The 19,492-nt window shown below is 52.3% G+C and carries 19 protein-coding genes; 9 read left to right on the top strand and 10 right to left on the bottom strand.

The genetic code is table 11. The annotated features are described in order from the left end of the window. Window positions 1–28 precede the first annotated feature (28 nt). Window positions 29–1,813 (top strand): signal peptide peptidase SppA, encoded by a 1,785-nt coding sequence (sppA, locus tag AWQ21_RS05795; protein WP_065713716.1) that lies wholly within the window; start codon window positions 29–31, stop codon window positions 1,811–1,813. On the opposite strand, the gene argJ is transcribed toward sppA, so the two are convergent. Continuing rightward, window positions 1,810–3,054: a bifunctional ornithine acetyltransferase/N-acetylglutamate synthase gene (gene argJ, locus AWQ21_RS05790; RefSeq protein WP_065713715.1), complete on the bottom strand. Its 1,245-nt coding sequence runs from the start codon at window positions 3,052–3,054 to the stop codon at window positions 1,810–1,812. The two genes, sppA and argJ, sit on opposite strands and share 4 nt — an antisense overlap. Before the next feature lie 111 nt (window positions 3,055–3,165). Further along, window positions 3,166–4,344 carry a DUF58 domain-containing protein gene (locus AWQ21_RS05785; RefSeq protein WP_065713714.1) on the bottom strand — a complete coding sequence of 393 codons (1,179 nt, stop codon included), beginning with the start codon at window positions 4,342–4,344 and terminating at the stop codon, window positions 3,166–3,168. Between the two features lie 98 nt (window positions 4,345–4,442). Between AWQ21_RS05785 and AWQ21_RS05780 the strand changes: the two genes are divergently transcribed. The 4 genes from AWQ21_RS05780 to AWQ21_RS05765 all read left to right on the top strand — a co-directional run bounded on the left by AWQ21_RS05780 (window position 4,443) and on the right by AWQ21_RS05765 (window position 7,614). Next, window positions 4,443–4,970 (top strand): GIY-YIG nuclease family protein, encoded by a 528-nt coding sequence (locus AWQ21_RS05780; protein ID WP_065713713.1) that lies wholly within the window; start codon window positions 4,443–4,445, stop codon window positions 4,968–4,970. A 159-nt stretch (window positions 4,971–5,129) separates the two neighbouring features. Further along, window positions 5,130–5,720 carry a DUF3038 domain-containing protein gene (locus tag AWQ21_RS05775; RefSeq protein ID WP_012306700.1) on the top strand — a complete coding sequence of 197 codons (591 nt, stop codon included), beginning with the start codon at window positions 5,130–5,132 and terminating at the stop codon, window positions 5,718–5,720. A gap of 83 nt (window positions 5,721–5,803) precedes the next feature. Next, entirely contained in the window at window positions 5,804–7,093 is a 1,290-nt protein-coding gene (locus AWQ21_RS05770) for a DUF4335 domain-containing protein (RefSeq protein WP_065713712.1), read from the top strand. Between the two features lie 146 nt (window positions 7,094–7,239). Then, a complete protein-coding gene (locus AWQ21_RS05765) occupies window positions 7,240–7,614 on the top strand; it encodes a Crp/Fnr family transcriptional regulator (protein WP_083998054.1) in 375 nt (124 codons plus the stop codon). A 48-nt stretch (window positions 7,615–7,662) separates the two neighbouring features. Here AWQ21_RS05765 and AWQ21_RS05760 read toward each other — a convergent pair whose 3' ends face one another. Then, a complete protein-coding gene (locus AWQ21_RS05760; protein WP_065713711.1) occupies window positions 7,663–9,345 on the bottom strand; it encodes a glycosyltransferase family 39 protein in 1,683 nt (560 codons plus the stop codon). A gap of 253 nt (window positions 9,346–9,598) precedes the next feature. Between AWQ21_RS05760 and AWQ21_RS05755 the strand changes: the two genes are divergently transcribed. Next, the gene (locus AWQ21_RS05755; RefSeq protein ID WP_065713710.1) at window positions 9,599–10,141 is read left to right on the top strand and encodes an NYN domain-containing protein; all 543 of its coding nucleotides are present in this window, start codon (window positions 9,599–9,601) and stop codon (window positions 10,139–10,141) included. 4 nt (window positions 10,142–10,145) lie between these two features. Here AWQ21_RS05755 and AWQ21_RS05750 read toward each other — a convergent pair whose 3' ends face one another. From AWQ21_RS05750 to AWQ21_RS16620, 3 genes are read right to left on the bottom strand one after another with little or no spacing between them, the layout of a single operon-like run. Next, window positions 10,146–10,817: a serine/threonine protein kinase gene (locus AWQ21_RS05750; RefSeq protein WP_065713709.1), complete on the bottom strand. Its 672-nt coding sequence runs from the start codon at window positions 10,815–10,817 to the stop codon at window positions 10,146–10,148. A 7-nt stretch (window positions 10,818–10,824) separates the two neighbouring features. Further along, window positions 10,825–11,241, bottom strand: coding sequence for a GNAT family N-acetyltransferase (locus AWQ21_RS05745; protein ID WP_232315075.1), 417 nt, complete (start codon window positions 11,239–11,241; stop codon window positions 10,825–10,827). A 40-nt stretch (window positions 11,242–11,281) separates the two neighbouring features. Beyond that, a complete protein-coding gene (locus AWQ21_RS16620; RefSeq protein ID WP_254903385.1) occupies window positions 11,282–11,416 on the bottom strand; it encodes a hypothetical protein in 135 nt (44 codons plus the stop codon). A 91-nt stretch (window positions 11,417–11,507) separates the two neighbouring features. Between AWQ21_RS16620 and AWQ21_RS05740 the strand changes: the two genes are divergently transcribed. Beyond that, the gene (locus AWQ21_RS05740; protein WP_083997973.1) at window positions 11,508–12,566 is read left to right on the top strand and encodes a folate-binding protein YgfZ; all 1,059 of its coding nucleotides are present in this window, start codon (window positions 11,508–11,510) and stop codon (window positions 12,564–12,566) included. Between the two features lie 19 nt (window positions 12,567–12,585). Here the strand turns inward: AWQ21_RS05740 and AWQ21_RS05735 are convergent, their stop codons facing one another. The 3 genes from AWQ21_RS05735 to crtE form a co-directional block, all read right to left on the bottom strand. Then, entirely contained in the window at window positions 12,586–13,386 is an 801-nt protein-coding gene (locus tag AWQ21_RS05735; protein WP_083997972.1) for an LCCL domain-containing protein, read from the bottom strand. 66 nt (window positions 13,387–13,452) lie between these two features. Then, on the bottom strand, window positions 13,453–13,908 hold the full coding sequence (locus tag AWQ21_RS05730) for a divergent PAP2 family protein (RefSeq protein ID WP_065713706.1): 456 nt from the start codon (window positions 13,906–13,908) through the stop codon (window positions 13,453–13,455). Between the two features lie 21 nt (window positions 13,909–13,929). Beyond that, on the bottom strand, window positions 13,930–14,838 hold the full coding sequence (crtE, locus tag AWQ21_RS05725; protein WP_065713705.1) for a geranylgeranyl pyrophosphate/diphosphate synthase/geranyltranstransferaseCrtE: 909 nt from the start codon (window positions 14,836–14,838) through the stop codon (window positions 13,930–13,932). Between the two features lie 230 nt (window positions 14,839–15,068). Between crtE and AWQ21_RS05720 the strand changes: the two genes are divergently transcribed. Both AWQ21_RS05720 and AWQ21_RS05715 read left to right on the top strand, forming a co-directional pair. Then, complete coding sequence (locus AWQ21_RS05720; protein WP_065713704.1) at window positions 15,069–16,802, top strand: TrkA family potassium uptake protein; 1,734 nt, start codon at window positions 15,069–15,071, stop codon at window positions 16,800–16,802. An 88-nt stretch (window positions 16,803–16,890) separates the two neighbouring features. Continuing rightward, on the top strand, window positions 16,891–18,111 hold the full coding sequence (locus AWQ21_RS05715; RefSeq protein WP_065713703.1) for a DUF445 domain-containing protein: 1,221 nt from the start codon (window positions 16,891–16,893) through the stop codon (window positions 18,109–18,111). Here AWQ21_RS05715 and AWQ21_RS05710 read toward each other — a convergent pair. Further along, entirely contained in the window at window positions 18,097–19,485 is a 1,389-nt protein-coding gene (locus AWQ21_RS05710; RefSeq protein WP_065713702.1) for a cytochrome c biogenesis protein, read from the bottom strand. The two genes, AWQ21_RS05715 and AWQ21_RS05710, sit on opposite strands and share 15 nt — an antisense overlap. Window positions 19,486–19,492: the final 7 nt, after the last annotated feature.

Genomic DNA, 19,492 nt, shown 5'->3' with positions numbered 1-19,492 from the left:
TAAGACCCTTCTCCCGAATGCCTCAACCATGAAAGATTTTTTTAAACAAGTTTTTAGCAGTTGCCTTGGCACCCTGATTGCCCTCAGCCTTTTATCGACCCTCTCTTTGTCAGCGTTTATTGCCCTAATTGCCCTCTTTGCTTCCCAGGAAGGTGGCGGAAGGCCAAAAGAGAACAGTATTTTGATCTTCAATATGGGCACGATCATCCAAGACCGAGACCCATCTAGTTCCATTGGGAATGTCATTGCCGGAGATTTTCCGGAAACCCTCAGTCTGCGGGATGTCACCGAAAGTATCCGGGCCGCCGCCGAGGATGACAAGATTACGGGCCTATTTCTTGATGGCAGGCAAAATAGCTTGAATGGTTACGCCACATTGCGGGAAGTGCGCCAAGCCCTCCAGGATTTTAAAGCCGCTGGGAAAAAAATCTACGCCTACGATGTGGAAATGACGGAGCGGGAATATTATCTAAGTTCCTTGGCCGATGAAATTTGGCTCAACCCCCTGGGTGTCGTGGAAATGAATGGTTTGGGTAGTGAGCAGCTTTTCTTTAAGGGGGCTTTAGATAAGTATGGGATTGGGGTGCAAGTGGTTCGGGTTGGTGATTATAAAAGTGCGGTAGAACCCTTTACCCAAGAGGAGTTTAGCCCAGAAAATCGCCAGCAAACCGAGGCCCTCCTCAGTGATCTGTGGACGGATTTTAAAGATACCGTGGCTGGCGATCGCCCCTTTGCCACAACCCTACCCCAGAGCCTTGCCGATACCCAGGGGATTCTCCTGCCGGAGGTGGCCCAAGGGGAGCAATTGGTGACGCGCCTGGCCTATTTTGATGAAATCCTCGCAGAACTCAAAACCTTTACAGGCACAGAACTGGATGAAGATTTACCCCAGGTGAATCTAGCTGATTACAGCCTGGAACAGGATTTAGCCCAGGTCAATGTCACCTCAGAAAATACCGTGGCGGTGGTCTATGCCGAGGGAAATATTGTCGGTGGGGAAGGGACACCGGACACTATTGGCGGGGATTCCCTCTCGCGACAACTGCGGGAGTTGCGGGAAGATTCGAACGTGAAGGCGGTTGTGCTGCGGATTAATAGTCCTGGGGGCAGTGCGATCGCCTCAGAAATTATCCTGCGGGAGTTGAAGCTCATCCGTGAGGCGGACAAGCCCGTGATTGTCTCCATGGGGGATCTGGCGGCCTCCGGGGGCTATTGGATTGCCACCGAAAGCGATCGTATTTTTGCCCAGCCCAATACCATTACCGGCTCGATTGGGGTGTTTGGTATTTTGCCCAATATCCAAACCATCGGGAATAATAATGGCCTCACCTGGGATAGCGTCCAAACGGGGGAACTGGCGAATTTAGGCACGGCGTCTCGCCCGAAAACCGAAGCGGAGATGGCGATTTTCCAGAACTTTGTCAATGATATTTACGGCAAATTTTTAGACCGGGTCAGTGCGGCGCGAGGATTGACAGAAGCAGAGGTGCGTCAAATTGCCCAGGGACGGGTCTGGTCTGGGGAAGACGCCCAGGCGATTCGGCTCGTGGATGAATTGGGAGGGCTATCTGAGGCGATCGCCTACGCCGTGGACACCGCAGAATTAGGGGAAGATTTTACCGTTGAGGAATACCCCCGGCCCCAAACCTGGGAAGAAGAAATTTTTACTAATTTGTTCGGGGCTGAGATCGAAGCGAGCGATCCCCTCTCCCAAGAATGGCTCCGGCTCCAGGCGGGCATAAAACTGTGGCGATCGCTCAATGATCCCAAACAGGTTTATGCACTCATGCCCTGGCAACCCCAAATCGATTAAGTCGTATATTCGGCGTTAATGCGCACATAGTCATAGCTGAGGTCACAGCCCCAGGCCGTGCCTTCGCCCGAACCATTGCCCACACAAACAGAAATTAGCACCGTATCGTCTGTGAGATAAGCCCCGGCGGCGCGATCCACAAGGTATTGACTAGCTGCTGCCCGATCAAAGGGGAGGGGTTGCCCCTGATCCATGAGCTGAAAATCTCCCAGGGCAATTTGTAGATCTTCTTGGTTGAAGGTCACCCCAGCCCGGCCAGCGGCGGCGGCGATGCGGCCCCAGTTGGGATCTCGCCCAAAAATCGCTGATTTCACTAAAGAAGATCCGGCGATGGTGCGGGCAATTTTCCGGGCGGCAACATCATCCACAGTGCCTGACACTTGAATTTCCACGAGACAAGTGGCCCCTTCTCCGTCCCGGGCGATCGCCTTAGCGAGGTACTGGCACACTTCCGTGAGCATCGCCTCTAGTTGTTGGGCATTTTTTGACTGGGGATCGGTAATCGCCGTGGTGCGGGACTGACCATTGGCGAGGGCAATCACACAGTCGTTAGTGCTGGTGTCGCCATCGACGGTGATTTGGTTAAAACTTTTGTCCACCGCACGGGAGAGCATCTCCTGCCATAGTTGGGTGGAAACTGCCGCATCACAGGTAATAAACCCCAGCATCGTCGCCATATTCGGGTGGATCATCCCGGAGCCTTTACAAATGCCGCCGATCCGCACAGGCCGCCCTTCAATTTCTGTTTCCAGGGCGATCGCCTTTGGCACAAGATCCGTGGTCATAATCGCTTTGGCCGCATCATCACCTCCCTCTGGAGACAGGGCCGCCACAACTTTGGGAATCCCCGTTTCTAGGGCGTCCATTTTAATCCGCTGACCGATGACCCCCGTAGAGGCGAGCAAAATACTTTCTGGGGGAACATTGAGGGCTTCCCCTAACCATTCAGCTGACTGAACCGCATCCTGCCAACCGGCTTCCCCAGTGGCGGCATTGGCTTGGCCGGAGTTACACAAAATCGCCCGACTGCTGGGTTTTGCTTGGAGGCGCTGACGGCAATAATCGACACAGGCGGCACGCACTTCTGATTGGGTAAAGACGCCGGCGGTAATCGCTTCGGTATCGGACACAATCAGGGTCAAGTCCGGTGCCCCAGAAGGTTTGAGTCCGGCGGTGATCCCTGCGGCCCGGAAGCCTTTGGGAGCCGTCACACTGCTAGAAATTTTGTGCCAATTTGCCATGGTTTTCGTCAACGCTAGATGGGTTGCCAGCAATTATACAGGGGGCCTCCGGGATTTTTTGCGGCAATTGTGGAGAATTGCTCACGCTGCGCTGATTTGCAAGGCATTGCCCTAGGACAGAAGGCGATCGCCTTTGGGTAACCGTTGTAATTGACTGGGGAGCGGATCCTGAAGATTGATCGTTAAACCCGGTCGTTTCGTTTCAGGGATCAGGGGATTTTCCGCCGCTTGAAAATAGATCCAACGACTACCCAGGGAAAGCTCGGTGCAAGTGGCCATATTCTGGCTTAACCACAGCAGATTTCCGTCTGGTCGAGAAACGGGATTCGTGGATTCGGGTTCGGGGTTAATGCGGGCAAGGGCTTCGAGGATTGTCGCGCGGCTGTTGAGGAGGCCACTCTGGGCTGTCCAAAATTTCACATTCAATTGCGATCGCCGGGCGTAGAAGTACAGAGAAGCCGCCGCACTGGCTGCCTGTTCAAAACTCTCCGGATCCCAGGCAAAACGATGATCCAGACAAACGATCAACTCCTCGCCCCCCGTGGTAATTTCCAACTCCCGCACCTTAAATTCCCCAAACCGGGCGCTACTACGCCAATGGATCAGTCGCATCGGATCGCCCACCCGGTAATTGCGGATCGCCTTCGTCATTCCTTCGGTGGCGTTTTGATAGAGATTTTCGCTCTGAAATTTGGTGCTGTCCTCCGCGCCGATATTCTCGATGATCGGGCAATTGCTCAGGGGGAAAATTTGCGGATAAATCACAATGCGACCCGGCACCGGGCGATCGCGGCGGCACCAAAATAAACCGAGGGGATTGGCGGTGCGTAGTTCAATCTCTCCCCATGGGAAAACCCCCCGTTTTTTCGCATCCAATTCGTATTCCCAATCTAAGCTTTCCTGGGGCAGTAGGGCTTCAATCACAGTGCGGCGGGGAGCACCCAAGGGAGCAGGAATTTTATCGGTAACAGCTACCAGAGTTTTTGCGGCTTTACTGTGATTGCTTAAGCTCAGATGGACACTTAAAACTTCCCCCACGCTGACCGGAGCAATGGGCGATCGCTGGATCTCCAGTTGCCTCAAGGCCCGCACTGGCAGGATTGCCCCCAGAAGCAAAATGGCGAGGATCGTACCACTGAGGACATACAACCAACCTGCCATCGTATTCGTGGCGGCTCCAAAAAAACAGAGGGCAATGGTGAGCAGAATGCCGCCTCCGTAAGCTGGGGCCACCCAACGCCGTTCAAGGCGCTGATAAAAAGTACTGCGGGGGGAAGGAAGAGGTGCCATAGATTTTGATGAGAAACCATTAAGGATATTTGCGATCGCCCCCAGGGGAGCCGTGGTCTTACCTAGGATTAATCCTATCTGTCCTTATCCCATTGTCTATGTCTTTACCAAAACTTGCCGCCCTCGATTTTCTTCCCTACATCGATGCCGAGGGCCTAATTTGCCCCGCATTTAACGGTAAGCTGGGCCTCTATGGGATTTTTGATGCCAACCAAACCCTCTGTTATGTCGGCTATTCCCGTGATGTGTCCAAAAGCTTGCAGCAACATTTAGTCCGCTGCCCGGAGCAATGCCATTGGGTCAAGGTTTTCTTAGGCGATCGCCCCAGTCGTACCCTCCTAGAAGAAATGCGGGCTGCTTGGCTGACGGAAAATGGCACCATCCCCCCCGGCAACGGCGAGGCAAAATCTCTCTGGACTCAACCCATCGACATTAAACAAGATTTGCAGCCAGCAGAGCAGGAGACCCTCCAGCAGAGCACCGAATTGGAGATGGTCAAACACCTGAAAAACTACGCTCGCCAGCGGGAAGCAGCCATCAAAGACTACCTGATCGGCCGGGGCCTCAAGACTGACCTCCGCTTCCAGCCCAAGCTCAAAGAACAGGGACTCCTCGACCTAAAATAACGACGGCTGTGGCTGCGGAAAAATACAGCGATCAAGGGTCGCGCCCTAGGGGTGGGGCATAATATTGGGGAGATGTCGCCCACCATGGGGTCGCCACAAGGAAGTTGCAAAATCTGTAACCCAACGCTGGTCTCTGTTTTTTCCACCTAAGCTGTAACTATGCGCCCTAGTCTCCAAGCCGTTCCTACCCCTGCGTCTTTTGCGGATTTGCCCCTGGCCCAGCCCCCCGATGGTCAGCAGCTAGAGAATATTAAAAGTCACCTAGACTTGGTGTTATTGGCGTTAGAATCCCTAGCGGGTTTGAGTTCAGAAGCCATGTTACAGGCGGCCAAAGAGCTAAATTTGGAAGCGGTCATTGGCGATCGCGTGACGTTGTGGCGGCTGCGGCAGTCTAATCCTCTCCGGAAAAGTAGTGGGGGCCGCAAAAAATTAGATGTGGAAGAAGCCCGCTCTTTGGTGTTGATCATCTGCCATTTAGCCCGTCAGCAGCAGGATGATATTCGCCGCGCCTGTGCCCTCCTCGAACAGATGACGGAACAGGGCCAAGAACCGCACCGGGCCGCCCTTTTAGGGGATTACCTCGATAACTTTAGCAATACCTACCAAGAACGCATGGAGGAAGGGGAGGCGATCGCCTCAGCCTCTTTAGTGGGACTCGCCCTGAAATTACTGATTGATTTGCTGTTCTACGGGGCCAAAAACGGACATCGACGACTCTGGTTAGCGTTAATCGATCAAGGCAAAACCTAGGGACTGTCCCCAAACCTATCCTTGATTTTTCCTCTTTTTTACCCAATTCTCCCGTAGTTTGTTTTCGTTTTTAGATGGTTCCTATGCTCTCTCCCACCCTCACCCGTCGCTATACCCCCCCCACCTGTAGCCTGGAAGTGGCAGCGAAAACCTCGGCCCTCTCCCAGTGGACAGGGAAGCCGCTGATTAAAGAATTGAATTTTGAGTTGAGTTTTGATGATCCGCGCCTTGGCCCCGATCAGCGCATCGTCATCAAAGGCGATCGCCCCCAGTTAGAATCCCTCGCCACCGCCGTCAATGATTATGTCCAAGGCTTTCTCCAAGACCTCAGTCCTGACTTAGAATGGCTGCCCCAAGCCACTTCTGTCTATGGTTATCACAATACCCCTGGTCAGACCGTCGCGACCCTGCCCCAACCCCAGCTTGTCACCCAGGGGCTTTTGTCCCATACCCTCCACTTGGGTCGCCTAGCCACCAAGGAATCTGGCCCCACTCTCCAGCTCAACGCCACCCAACTCCATGACCTGGCCGAGGCCCTAGAAACCTACCAGACCGATATGGTGGCCTTACCCAGTCTCACGGCTAGTCAACAACGCCGCACCGTCACCCGCTGGGGGGCGATCGCCGCCTCTGTCCTCCTTGTGGTGGGGATTAGTAACGCCGTTTGGCAACAGCAGCAACTCCCAGAAACAGGTAGCGCCCTCAACCTTGAGGCCACAGATGAAGCAGGCAACCAAGCAGAGCTTATCCCGCCAAATCCCCATGCCTCCTATACCTTCTCGCCGGTGCCACCTGCGGCCGATGCCCCCTTAGACGACCCACGGGTTGCCCCCCAAACCGTTGATCTTACTCAGCCTGCCCCAGGGGAAACCACGACTACGAATCCAGCTCCCCCAGCCGCACCAATCCCCAGTCCCCCCAGTAATTCTCCTGCGCCGATCACAGCTACCGCCCCCAGGGAGAACGCCACCCTGAGCGTCGCTCCTAGCTTCGCAGGACAAATGGCCAGAACCACCGCAGTCGATCAAGCAGAGCAATTTGCCGATGCGCCCCAACAAGAGGCGATCGCCCTTTCTCCCGCCAATGCCCCAAGGCTAAACCCCGAACAGCGGATCGAACGCTATTTCCAAACCCAGTGGCAGAGTCCTGACGACCTCGGTGAAGTCCTAGAATATCGCTTAAAACTCAGTGAACAAGGAGCCATTGAAACGGTTTTCCCCATTGGTAAAGCTGCCGAGCTGTATCAACCCCAATTGTCTTTCCTCTCAGTGGGCCGCAATGTGGGGGCGAGTCTCCCGGCCGGGAGTCGGACATTTCGCCTGGTGCTTAATCCCGATGGTCGTGTCCAGGCATTTACCGAAGCGCCCCGTTAAAAATACCCTTGGTAAAGAGAATGTTAAATTCGCGATAAGCCCAAAGAAATACTCAAAAAAGCGGTCTTAGCTCCACTATGATCGTGAATAGACGGGCATTGGCTTGTTTTTAGCAATTTATTTCGATGGTTCAAAAGGAACTAATCATGATGGCGCATTTTGACTTATTTAGACATGACCACGACACCCAAGATTTCGCGGCGGGTACGACGATCTTTACCGCAGGCACTCCCGGCGATCATCTCTACATTATCCAGACAGGGGAAGTGGAAATTCGGTTTCAAGGGCAACCCTTGAGTATCCTCGGCGAAGGAGAAGCCCTGGGAGAAATGGGTGTGATTGAGCCGGGTTCTCCCCGTAGTGCGACGGCGATCGCCAAAACAGACTGTCGCCTCGTGGTAATTGATCAAAAGCGATTTACCTTCCTCATTCAGCAAAACCCCTACTTTGCCATCGAAATTATGAAAACCTTAGCCGAGCGTTTGAGTCACGCTAACCAAAGGCTAGAGGCCCAAGGTTAGAGACAGCAGTAAAAAAGTGCTTAAATTTATCCCCTGGGAAATGGTAAATCAGGGGGCATCACATTGATAAACGTCGCTGTAGTACCCGGAGACCCAAACCTGTTCAGAAGCTTCGCAGTTTGACAGAGGAATCGGTTCGAAGATGTTGATCGACCACAATTCAAAGGACGTCTGGGGAAATTGAGCGGTGATGCTCTCCAGGTCGTCAGTGTAAGCTGCTGGCATATCTTGTTTCGGGATGAATGCAAAAAAGACGGGGCGTTCGAGGTCGCGCCGTTGTTGTTCCCAGGCGATCCCCATCATTTCGCCAATTTGCACGGTGCTTTCCCGGGGGAGCACCATCAGCACAGGTTGGCTTCCTGTCGTCAGTCGATCAATGATTTTGTCGGGATGGTAGTACTTTTGGTAGCCCCAATCGTGGACGACGGTCAAGGCACTACAGAAACTAATCAGCACCACAAAGGCGATCGCCTTTGTGCCAGATTTCACCTGGGGAAAACGAGTTCCAATCGTTTCAACCCCTAAACAACGAATCTTCTCCCGTTGCCAAAAGTAGCTTAGGCCAACGGCCCCCAACAGAATTACTGCCGGAAAATACACAAAACTGTAGCGGGCCCCACGGGTAATATCGATGCCGAGGCCAAAACTGAGCACCCCAAAAAGTCCCCAGGCGGCCCCCACAAAACGACAGAGAAAAAATAACTCATCCTGAAACTGAGGGACAGTGCTCTGGGTCTTGATGCCTTGTCGCCACAGGGTCAAAAAGCGAATGCCCACCACGAGCATCACCGCACCACAGACAATCACCGTCGGCCAAAAATCCACCTCAATGGGCAACAGCATCACCATGGTGACAACGGTGGCCAACAACTGAAAGACCGGACTGAGCCATGCCAGCCAATCACTGTGATCGAGGCGAATCCAGGCGGTCATACTCGTGCCATAGCTGTCGGGGAGTACCTGGGTTTTCCAGATCAGCCCCAGAAGCCCCACCGTCACGATAATCGTGCCTAAACGCCACCATTGCCTGGGAATCGGATATTTGCGCTGGGCCACCATCCACCACCCCAGGGCGATCGCCTCAGCCAAAAGCGTCAAAACAAAAAAGTAATGTACCAATAGCCCGATCCCACTGAGGACAATCCCCACGGCAACTTGCCCCCAGGATAAAGCTTGTTGGGTTTTAATTTGGCGCAACACGAGTAGGCTAAATCCCAGGGAAGCAATCACCCCCAAGCCGATCAAGGTATAGTGACGAGCTTCCTGGGCTAAGTAAATATCAAAGGGCGAAAAAGCCACCAAAGCCGCCGTAAGTTGGGCTATTTTTTCCGACTGAAAGAGCCACTTTGCCAAACCATAAAGCGCCCCAATCCCCAACAAACTGAACAATACCGAAAGGAGACGCACCCCATCAATGGAAATGTAGTCCCCCATCTCTAGGGGAAATAGGCGCTGCCAGAGGTTAACCACCATGAAATACAACGGTGGGTGATTATCGTAATTGATCAAAAAATGGGCCGCCTCAGTGACCCCTTGATCTGGGTAGCCGAGGAGGGGCGCTAAAAGTTCTTTCCCCGTGAGAATTTCGCCGTAGGGCAGTTGATTATAATTTTCCGCCCGACTGTAGAGAATGGTTGCAAATTCATCAGTCCAAGGGGGTTTTGCACCAAGGTTGGTCAGACGAATAATTCCGCCTAAAATTAGCCAAAACGATAATAAAGAAAAGGGCAATGTTTTGCTTGAAACAAGATTTTTTGGGGAGGTATTTAAAAAGAATTGCAACTTAAAAATTAAGCCTTAACTAAAATGAATGGAAAGGGGAGGTAACCCCAGGGGCATCGTTGTCTTCTTGCAATGGTGAAAGATATTAGCAGACCACAGCCATAATTTCGACGATGGCAGAAGCGTGGCAAAACTTGTTAGGATGAGGTTTTTATTCATTAAAATCCCTTTGTTTTTTCACCATGGAGGTCACGAGTGAGTCATGAAGTCCCAATCCCCCGAAGCGCTACTCTTAGTGGATGGTTATAACGTCATTGGTGCGTGGCATGAGCTCAAGACAACCCGCGATCGCCATGGCCTTGAGATGGCCCGGGACGAATTAATCGAAGTTTTAATTAACTATGCCTCCCACAACTGCTACAGGACAAAAGTCGTTTTTGACGCCCACTACCAGCAGACCCCTAGCCAAGAAGAAGAACATACCCAATTTGTTTCGGCTTACTACACCGCTTTCTCGGAAACCGCTGATACTTACATCGAAAAAGCCTGCGCTGCTTTGCGGCACGATTATAATACGCCCCGACGGGTGATTGTGGTGACCTCTGACCAGGCCCAACGGCACACGGTGGTCGGTTATGGGGCCGAGTGGATGTCTTCTTTAAAGTTGCAATCGGCTGTGGCGGCGGCCAATCGACGCTCCCAGGATCACCGCAAACGCCAACGCCATCAACGACGGGGGCAATTATTAAATAGTCTTGATCCGAAAACCCAACAAATTTTACGTCAGTTGCGCCACGGACTCTAGGGTTTCAAGGTTTCAAAAAAAGGCGATCGCCAACCCGACGGTAAACGCGATAGACCGTGCGGATTTGATCTAAAAAAGCATAGGGAATTTTCAGTTTTAGGCCGGCGATCAGGGGTCGATAAAGGCAATAGTAGGCCCGTTTAAGATCTTTCCAGGCATAGCAGGGTTCTGGTTTGAGGAAGTCTGAAATATCCACCACAAGCCCCCGACCATCGACCCCCAGCATCACATTTTTCCCGTGGACATCGTGGGGATTGAGGCCCTGGGCATACACATAATCCAAAGCTTGGTCGATATCTTCGATGACTTGTTTTGGAATCGGAATACCCCGATGGGCGCAGTCATAAAGGGTCGTGCCATGCAAACGCCGCAGCACTAAAAGGCCATTTTTGGCGTAGTAGCATTCCGAGAACGCAGGATGTATCCCCAGGCGGCGATAAACTTCTGCTTCAGCGGCAAATCCCTCCCGGTGAGGCGCATAGACTTTTACCACCCACGCCGGAAAATCAGGGTGGGCGACAACCGCAGCATAGTTCCCTGTGCCCACGCAATACCAAGGGCTGGGACAATGGTGCACGATCACAGGATGGTGGGGATGCTCGCTGATGAGATCGAGGTGGGGCCGGAGTTCCTGTTCGAGGCGATCGCAAAAAACTTGGAGTAGGGGTTGAGCCATAGATCCTTTAGGGGAGGATTTTTCGCATCAAAATTGCATGGGGCTGGTAGGTGAGGGTTTGGTAAAAGCTTTGGGCCGTTTGGTTATTGGTAAAAACCTGGAGGGTGATTTGGCGATCGCCTTTGGTTTTTGCATAGCGTTCTGCGGTGGCCATGAGCGCCGAACCCAGACCCCGACGACGATACTCCGGCATTACGTACAACAGAAAAATATGACTGTGGCGATCGCCGCTAATTTGATCAACACTATTGCCCAGCCAGAGACAACCCACCACCTGTTCCGTTTCCGTGCGTATCCACCAGAGGGGCGTATCCACCGTGAAGTAATGGTTCAAGGTTGTACGGAGGTGATCAAAGCCCGTTTCCGGATAAAGTTCCTGGTAACTGCGGTGCAAAAACTTCAACAACAACGGTCGGTCGATCATCGCACCCCGTCTGAGAGAAAAGCCCGCTGGTAGCATTGACCTAGCCCAAAAAACCAATGGGTGCTGGGGCGAGCATATCGGTAGGGAGGAAAATCCGGGCGCTGACAATGCCTAATGCCAGGAGGAAGACCAGCAAAATTAAAAACGGCAGAATCTGTTGACGAAATAAGTCCATAGATGGCGATCCCAAACAACACATAAAAAATATCTCTGTCAGTGTAACCTCTCCCCTTGGCATAATGGAATCTGTGCCAAATTGAGTATCCATGACCATTGCCATGACCCCCCTTTTGCAATACCACCAGCACCAAGGTTTTCCTTTAACCGCTTCCGGTGAGGCTGTTGTCACCTTTGAGAACGACGCCGACATTTCCCAAGATTTTAGCAATGGCTGTCTGCTCTATGACCAAAGCCATTGGGGTCTCCTCAACTTTACAGGCGCTGACCGTCAACGCTACCTCCACAATCAAAGCACCAATCAAATCCAGCAGCTTCAACCCGGCCAAAGCTGCGACACTGTGCTAGTCAATTCCACCGCCCGCACCATCGATCTCACCACGGTACATATTCTGGATGATGCCCTTTGGGTACAGGTTTCGCCCCAGAAAAAAACTTTTCTCCTGGAGTGGTTTGATCGGTTTCTCTTTCCGATGGACAAAGTAGAAATCAGTGATCTCTCTGGCCAGTTTAATATTCTGTCTTTGATGGGTTCCCAGGCAAAAGACATTCTTGAAAAACTGACCGAAACAACTTTAGTTGACTTTCCGGCGGGGGGACACCAACAAATTACAATCCAGGGTCAAAAAATCCTTTGTGCAACGGGGAACAGTTTAAAAGTACCGGGCTATACCCTGTATGTGCCTGCCGAAGCGGGTGTTGAAGTGTGGCAAAATCTCATGGCTCTGGGGGTGACTCCCTGCGGTGAAACAGCCTGGGAAAAATTGCGCATCCACCAGGGTCGGCCCGCCCCGGATCAGGAACTCACCGAAGACTATAATCCCCTGGAAGCAGGCCTTTGGGATTGCATTTCCTTTGATAAGGGCTGCTACATTGGCCAGGAAACCATCGCCCGCCTCAATACCTACAAAGGCGTTAAACAGCGGCTCTTCGGTATCCAACTTGCTGCTCCTGTAGAAGTCCCTTGCAAAATTTTTGTCGGGGAAGAACGGGCCGGCGTAATCACCAGTGTTGATCCGGATGATGCCTTTGCCCTTGGTTATATCCGTACCAAAGTCGGTGGAGAAGGATTAGAAGTCACAACAGGGGAAGTGACCGGAAAGGTTGTCGCTGTTCCCTATGTGACCCACGCTTACCCCGAACCCTAAGGAACTTTCTTAGGTTGCTTTATTCGTCCACAAAGATAAAGCTGCCACCCCAGGAGCCATAGTCAGCCGTCACCACGCCATTGCGATCGCCGCCGGTATAGCTGTTCTGACCAGGGGCAATTTCAATGGTGATTAGGCCACCTGTGGTCGGGTCAATTTTCCCGGCGTGTACGGCTGCTACACAGATCGCGGAATCGTTCGTATAAGTATCTGTCCCCCAGACTGAGGCTCCCAGTTCACCGTTGGCTGGACAATTGAAGCTGTAGCGATCGCCAACATTTTCAGCGATTCCAAAGGAACCTGGGGTCGAATCCCACTGAATATTTGGCGTTGTTGCAGCGTTGCCACTGGCTTCAGGAAAACGAAAACTCCCATCCCAAGCACCATAATCACTACTGGTCACTTCATTTTGTTGACTACCGGTGTAGAGGTCCTGACCTGCAAGGATTTCTAAGGTTAAATTCCCCCCGATCTCTGCGGAAAACAGGCCCGCATGGACGGCGGCGGTACAAATAGATGAATCGCTAGTGTAAACACCTGTCCCCCAGATGGTTTGGCTGGCATCCCCCGGCGGACAGGAAAACTCAAAGGTCTGTCCCACCTGGTCTTGAAGTTCGAGGCTAACGGGGCTTGCGTCCCATTCCAGGGCAGTAAATTGGAGAGTAGGAGGTGATTCCGGGGTTTCCGGTGCGGCTTCTGAGCTAGAAATACCTCCCCCAGTGGCGTTTGATTCTGGGGTAGTGGTGCTGTTTTGGTTACAGGCTCCCAGGGAAATAGCTAGAGCGATCGCCCCGAAAAGATAAGTCGTAGATTGCATCATGAAGCGTTAGGAGTAAAGAGAAATTGGCCACATTCCAGTTTAGAAAGTGTGGGTCGGAATCAGGGTCTAGACGAGTTGGCTATTGGCGAAAAAGGCAATCACAATGCCCAGGGAAAGCCCCACAAACACTTGCACTGGTGTGTGACCAAGTAATTCCTTGAGCCGTTCTTCGCTGAACTCTTTTTCCTGGAACATATCGTCAATAATTTGGTTGAGAATGCGCGCCTGCTTACCCGCAGCTTGGCGCACCCCGGCGGCATCGTACATCACAATCACCGCAAACAAACAGGCGATCGCAAACTCAGAACTATCCCATCCCTTCGCTTGACCCACCCCTGTCGCCAAGGCCCCCACCAAGGCAGAGTGGGCACTGGGCATTCCCCCGGCGCTAAAAAGAGAACGGAGACTGGTTTTTTTATAGCGAATCAAATCAATGGGAATTTTGAGCAACTGTGCCGTAATGCAGGCCACTAATGCCACGATCAGGATGTGATTTTGGAAAACTGCGCTGAAATTATCCATGGTGCTTGGCCGTGACGCGGGTTAGTTTTTACGGTTAACGATATATTCCGCCAGGGCTTTGAGGGGATTGGCCTTTTCACCATAGGGATCGAGGGAGGCGATCGCCTCTTCCACCAGCTTGCGGGCCTCGGCCTGGGACTTTTCCAGACCCCACAGGCTCGGATAGGTCACCTTCTGGGCTTCGAGGTCTTTGCCCGCCGTTTTACCCAATTCTTCAGCGGTTGCGGTGATATCGAGAATATCGTCCACAATCTGGAAGGCCAGACCAATATTTTGCGCATAGCGGGAGAGTAATTGCACCTCTTTGGGTTTCGCCCCGGCCAAAATTGCCCCTGCTGTGACGCAAACTTCCAGCAATGCCCCCGTTTTATGGGTATGGATAAAATTCAAGGTTTCTACGGAAACATCAGTTTTTCCTTCCGATTCGAGATCCACCACCTGGCCACCGACGAGGCCTTCTGATCCGACTGCTTGGCCGAGGCGCATGATCACTTGCAACAGACGTTCCGCCGGAACATCCGGGGTGCGGGCCACATACTCAAAGGCATAGGACAGCAGGGCATCCCCCGCCAAAATCGCAATATCTTCCCCATAAATTTTGTGGTTCGTGGGTTTGCCCCGGCGGAGGTCATCATTGTCCATGGCAGGTAGATCATCATGGATCAAAGACATGGTGTGGATCATCTCTAGGGCGCAGGCCGTATTCATCGCCATGGCGACGGTGCCCCCTAACATTTCACAGGCGGCAAGACAAAGGATCGGGCGTAACCGTTTCCCTCCAGCCAGGAGAGAATAACGCATCGCTTCGTAGATGGTGACAGGCTCAGTGACAACTAGGGATTGGTCAAGGGCGGCTTCGACGATGGTCTTTTGTTCTTGGAGATATTGCGCGAGGGAAAAGCCCTGGGTGTGAGCGTCTGCAACTACCATAGCTACGTTGGGAAAACTGTTGATTTTTTCAAGAATATTCTACAGGGCTTTGGGGGCAAGTCTGGGGGAATCGTCCTGGGTTGCCCCTGGTGGGGGGCTAATTCTGAGCTTAAATGTGAAGTTGTTTTGCTCTGTGTGGTTCATTACACTCGCCGGGAACGTTTGGGTTTAAAACAGGAAGGGTAATTGAATCTGTTGAGATAGTCCTGATCAACCCAGGCCCAGTTTCCATGCAACCAAAAATTATTGTCTGTGGTTTAGGACGAACGGGATATAAGATTTTTCGTTTACTCCAAAATCAAGGGGCTGAGGTGATCGGCATTAGTGATCGCCCCAGTCATCAACGCGCAGCGGGCATTATTGTGGGAGACCCCAGGCAGGGGCAACTCCTCGTGCGGGCGGGAATACACTCGGCCCAAACCCTCGTCCTCGCCAGTAATGATGATGCCCTCAACCTCGCGGTCTTGACCCAGGCCCGGGTGCTGAATCCAAATATTCGCATTGTTAATCGTATTTATAATCAAGCCCTGGGCGATCGCCTCGATCAAACCCTGCCGGATCATGTGACCATGAGTGTTTCGGCCCTGGCTGCTCCTATTTTTGCCTTTGCCGCCCTAGGCAATAAGGCCATTGGCCAACTGCATCTCTACGAAAAAACCTGGCCGATTTATGAAGAAGTGATCACCGCGGATCATCCCTGGCTGGGCCAGCCCCTCAGCGCCCTTTGGGAAAATCCGGAGCGGATGTTTATTCATTATCTGCCGGCCCAGGGGGAAATGGATCTGGTGTCGGCGGTGGTGGCCGACCAAAGCCTCCAGGTGGGGGATCACTTAATCCTAGGAACGCCGCCCCAGGTCAAAAGTCAACGCCATTCCCTCTGGCAAAAATTTCGCAAGGCGATCGCCAATCTGCGGCAGTACCAACACCATGTACGACCCATGACCCTCGTGACGATGGCGTTGTTGGTGACCATCTGCATTGCCACCTTTACCTATGTTTGTGTGAATTTTAATTTGTCCCTGGTGGATGCCCTCTATTTTTCGGTGGGGATGATCACCGGGGCCGGGGGTAAAGAAGAAGTTGCGGAACTCGCCCCCGATTGGGTCAAGGTTTTTACGGCGGTGATGATGGTGGTCGGCGCTGGGGTCGTGGGGATCTGCTACGCCTTAATTAATGATTTCATTCTGGGGAGCCGAATCCGTCAGTTTTGGGATGCAACGAAAATCCCCCACCAAAACCATTATGTGATCTGTGGCCTAGGGGGCATGGGTATGGCGATCGCCCGCCAACTCCACCACCAAGGTTATGACGTCGTGGTTCTTGAAACTGACCACAACAACCGCTTTTTGCGGTCGGCTAGGGCCTTGGGGGTTCCGGTCATTCTCGCCGATGCTAGCGTGACCAACAGTTTACGGGATGCGCGGATTGCCAAAGCAACGGCCCTCATTGCTGCCACTAGCCAAGACATGACCAACGTTGAAATTGCCCTGAGTGCCAAGGCGATCGCCCCCAAGGTCAATGTGATCGTCCGGATTCAGGATACCAATTTCGCCCAGTCGGCCCAGGAAGTCTTTTCCTTTGATCTGGTGCTTTCCCCGACGGAGTTGGCGACCCATTCTTTTGCGGCAGCGGCTCTGGGGGGACGCATTCTTGGCAATGGCATGACCGATGATTTGTTGTGGATTGCCCTTGCAACTCTGATTACCCCAAACCATCCTTTTTGTGGACAGCGAGTCCAGGATGCGGCGATCGCCCAAAATTTTGTGCCCCTCTACCTCGAATCCCAAGGGGAAGCGGTTCACGGTTGGCCCCTCCTGCAACGGCAACTGCAGCCCCAGGATGTGCTCTACATCACCATCGCCGCCAATGGCCTCCAAAAGCTGTGGCGCAAGGAACCCAGCAATCCAGAAGTGGCCTTTAACCCCTTCCCGTCCTCCCAAGGAACCGAAGCCTTTGTGCCCTAACAGTCGATAAAGTTACGTCTCAATCTGGGCGATCGCCAAACCAAAAGCTCTAAAATCAGAAATGTTAAGTACATCATGACGCACAGCTTTGAATTTTTGGACGTTACTGTTGCCCCCCGTCGCTGGCACTGTGATTGGGTATTTCACCAATGACATTGCGATCAATATGCTGTTTCGTCCCTACAAGGCTATCTACATTGGCGATCGCCGTTTACCCTTCACCCCAGGCCTGATCCCCGCCAACCAAGACCGCCTTGCCCGCAACATTTCCCGGATTATTATGGGGTCGCTGCTCACCCCCGAAGAAATCCAAAAGCTCGCCCAAAAACTGCTTCAAACCGAGCGCATCGAAGCCGCGATCCGGTGGCTGTTACAATTGGCCTTTGCGCAAATCCAAGGGGAACAGGAGCAAAAAACCGCCGGAATTTTGGCCGCAATTCTGCGAGATCTCGCCAGCGAATCTTTGCCCCGACTGATTAAGGTTTGGTCTCGGGAAGATACCTTTTTAGAGGCCCAGGTTTACCAAATTTTCGATCAACTGCTGCTGGATTTTAAGCTCACAGAAGCCCAAGCCCGCCAGCTCACCGATTGGCTGTTGCGTACCGTTTTAACCCCCGATATTCTCCGTCAAGCGACCATTGATTTTCTCACCGACAAAAATATTGAAATTATCGACACCAGCCTCCGGGAAAAAACCAGCGGCACCTATTGGGTCGTCGCGAATCTATTTGGTGTTAAAAATAGCTTGACCCGCCTCCGGGCTTTCTGTTTAGAAGAACGAGAAATTGCCAACGCCCGTCTCCAAGAGTTAATCCTTACCCTCGAAATTCGTTTAAAATTGCGCCTCTGGCTCCAGGGTTTGTCCCTTCAAAATCTGCCTGTGTCTACGGTGCGGCAGCTCCGCAAAAGTTTTCACCAAACAATCCGTCAGTATTTCCAGGATAAAGGGGCGGGCTTGATGGAATACATTGGTGACTCGGTGGATTGGGACAATTTGTCGGTGGTAATTTTACGGCGGCTCCAAGCTTCCCAGGTCTTAGATAATTCCCTGGGTGTTGTGAGCCAAGAATTGTCTTTACTTTTGGATCGCTATTTAGAAAAAGACCTCGAAAAAATTATTAGTCAGGTGATTCCGATTCTTGCCATTGATCAAGTGATCATTGAACGGGTCAATAACACCAGCCCCAGGGAACTAGAACGCGCCATCCAGGGCATTGTCAAAAATGAACTCCAAGCCATCGTTAATTTAGGGGGAGTGTTGGGCTTCCTCGTTGGGATCGCCCAATCGGTCATCTTACTGGTCAATTGAAGTCAAGGTATTTTCTGGGGTTGCTTGAGGAGATGGTGTTTCGAGGGTGTCAATAATTTCTAGGAGTTCCCGCTCAAAGGCTACCTGGGCGCGGTTAGTTTTCCCGCCCAGATAAAAGCGATCGCCAGCGGCGAGGGCCCACACTTGGGAATAGGAAACGTAGCTCATCACCACCCCAACCATCACCAACAAAAAGCCTGTATAAACCACGGGGACACCGGGATCGGCCTTGATCTGGAGTCCGGTGCTACCGACAAGATCGACTAATTTCATGTTAATGTCCCCCACCTCTAGGCGATCGCCAACCCGGACAGCCCCGACCAGTTCTCCCTGTTCGTTATAAACAATGGCGCTACCCTGGAGATCCTGCATCAAAATCGAGACCCCAGCGCTGAGATCTGGCTTAATGGGTACCCAACTGCCCCAGAGTTTCGCCCCATTATCTGTGGGGATTTGGGCCGCGGGTAATTGAAAAATCGGGCTATTGTTCAGTTGCACCTGGACGCCGCCAATGGCCCAACTGGTTTGATAAAAAGTAATGCCGTCGTAGCGGAGGGGGTGGTTCACAGAAATTGTTTTGCGATCAAGCTCCTGGCCCTGCTCATCGACCACCGAGAGATCCGAATAAAATTGATCAATGTCGCCCGTGGGGGTGTAGTCGATCCAAAAGCGATTTACATTCACTGACCAAGGGCGATCGCTCTGGGAAAAGATCCCCGCCTTAAACACATTATTAACCTTAAAATTCATACCGCTGGGAATCATTTCCTGGGCCATGAATCCCCCAAAGGCGCCCCAAATAGACCCTACCAAGGTCACGATCATGCCGATATGGACAATAATTGGCCCAATGCGTCCCACAATTCCTTTCCGGGCGTAGAGCTTTTCGCCATCCTGGAAAATTTTGTAGCGCTTTTTTTCGAGCTGGGGTTTTAGGCTTTGGAGCGAACCATGATCTAATTCGGTACTCAGGGCTAATTTGTTGAATTGCCGGGCTTGGCTGTAGTAGTTCCAGTTTTGGGCCGTTTTCAGGGCCGGGAGTTGCCGCCGAAAGGTACAGGCAATCAAACTCACCCCAAAGGCCAGGAGTAAAACCAAGTACCACCAAGTCGTGTAAACATGGTCAAGCCCTACCGCCAGCAGCACTTTCCAGGATAAAAAGCCCAGGAGCGCCGGATCTTCTGGATAGTTTTCTTGGTAGAAAGAGAGGCTACTGCCCTGTTCAATGACCGTTCCTAAAATACTAAATACCGCAATGAGCAGCAGCAGGGCGATCGCCACCCGGAGATCCGCAATCCACTTTAAACCCGTGCGCCAGATCTTGCGGGGGAAGCCGTGCCATGGGGAATTAGGAGAAGAATCAGAAACTGTCATGGTTTAG

The sequence above is a fragment of the Picosynechococcus sp. PCC 7003 genome (assembly GCF_001693255.1).
GTDB lineage: Bacteria > Cyanobacteriota > Cyanobacteriia > Cyanobacteriales > MRBY01 > MRBY01.
Note: the sequence above shows the minus strand (reverse complement) of the source record. Positions and strands in the feature narration are given on the sequence as shown.

What these genes read in the sequence shown, in the direction of transcription:
- AWQ21_RS05775 (WP_012306700.1), top strand. Translation starts at nt 5,130, where the DNA reads ATGCGCCCTAGTCTCCAAGCCGTTCCTACCCCTGCGTCTTTTGCGGAT.
- AWQ21_RS05720 (WP_065713704.1), top strand. Translation starts at nt 15,069, where the DNA reads ATGCAACCAAAAATTATTGTCTGTGGTTTAGGACGAACGGGATATAAG.
- AWQ21_RS05730 (WP_065713706.1), bottom strand. Translation starts at nt 13,908, where the DNA reads ATGGATAATTTCAGCGCAGTTTTCCAAAATCACATCCTGATCGTGGCA.
- sppA (WP_065713716.1), top strand. Translation starts at nt 29, where the DNA reads ATGAAAGATTTTTTTAAACAAGTTTTTAGCAGTTGCCTTGGCACCCTG.
- AWQ21_RS05755 (WP_065713710.1), top strand. Translation starts at nt 9,599, where the DNA reads ATGAAGTCCCAATCCCCCGAAGCGCTACTCTTAGTGGATGGTTATAAC.
- AWQ21_RS05710 (WP_065713702.1), bottom strand. Translation starts at nt 19,485, where the DNA reads ATGACAGTTTCTGATTCTTCTCCTAATTCCCCATGGCACGGCTTCCCC.
- AWQ21_RS05740 (WP_083997973.1), top strand. Translation starts at nt 11,508, where the DNA reads ATGACCATTGCCATGACCCCCCTTTTGCAATACCACCAGCACCAAGGT.
- AWQ21_RS05735 (WP_083997972.1), bottom strand. Translation starts at nt 13,386, where the DNA reads ATGATGCAATCTACGACTTATCTTTTCGGGGCGATCGCTCTAGCTATT.
- AWQ21_RS05780 (WP_065713713.1), top strand. Translation starts at nt 4,443, where the DNA reads ATGTCTTTACCAAAACTTGCCGCCCTCGATTTTCTTCCCTACATCGAT.
- AWQ21_RS16620 (WP_254903385.1), bottom strand. Translation starts at nt 11,416, where the DNA reads ATGGACTTATTTCGTCAACAGATTCTGCCGTTTTTAATTTTGCTGGTC.
- AWQ21_RS05745 (WP_232315075.1), bottom strand. Translation starts at nt 11,241, where the DNA reads ATGATCGACCGACCGTTGTTGTTGAAGTTTTTGCACCGCAGTTACCAG.
- crtE (WP_065713705.1), bottom strand. Translation starts at nt 14,838, where the DNA reads ATGGTAGTTGCAGACGCTCACACCCAGGGCTTTTCCCTCGCGCAATAT.
- AWQ21_RS05765 (WP_083998054.1), top strand. Translation starts at nt 7,240, where the DNA reads ATGATGGCGCATTTTGACTTATTTAGACATGACCACGACACCCAAGAT.
- AWQ21_RS05785 (WP_065713714.1), bottom strand. Translation starts at nt 4,344, where the DNA reads ATGGCACCTCTTCCTTCCCCCCGCAGTACTTTTTATCAGCGCCTTGAA.
- argJ (WP_065713715.1), bottom strand. Translation starts at nt 3,054, where the DNA reads ATGGCAAATTGGCACAAAATTTCTAGCAGTGTGACGGCTCCCAAAGGC.
- AWQ21_RS05770 (WP_065713712.1), top strand. Translation starts at nt 5,804, where the DNA reads ATGCTCTCTCCCACCCTCACCCGTCGCTATACCCCCCCCACCTGTAGC.
- AWQ21_RS05750 (WP_065713709.1), bottom strand. Translation starts at nt 10,817, where the DNA reads ATGGCTCAACCCCTACTCCAAGTTTTTTGCGATCGCCTCGAACAGGAA.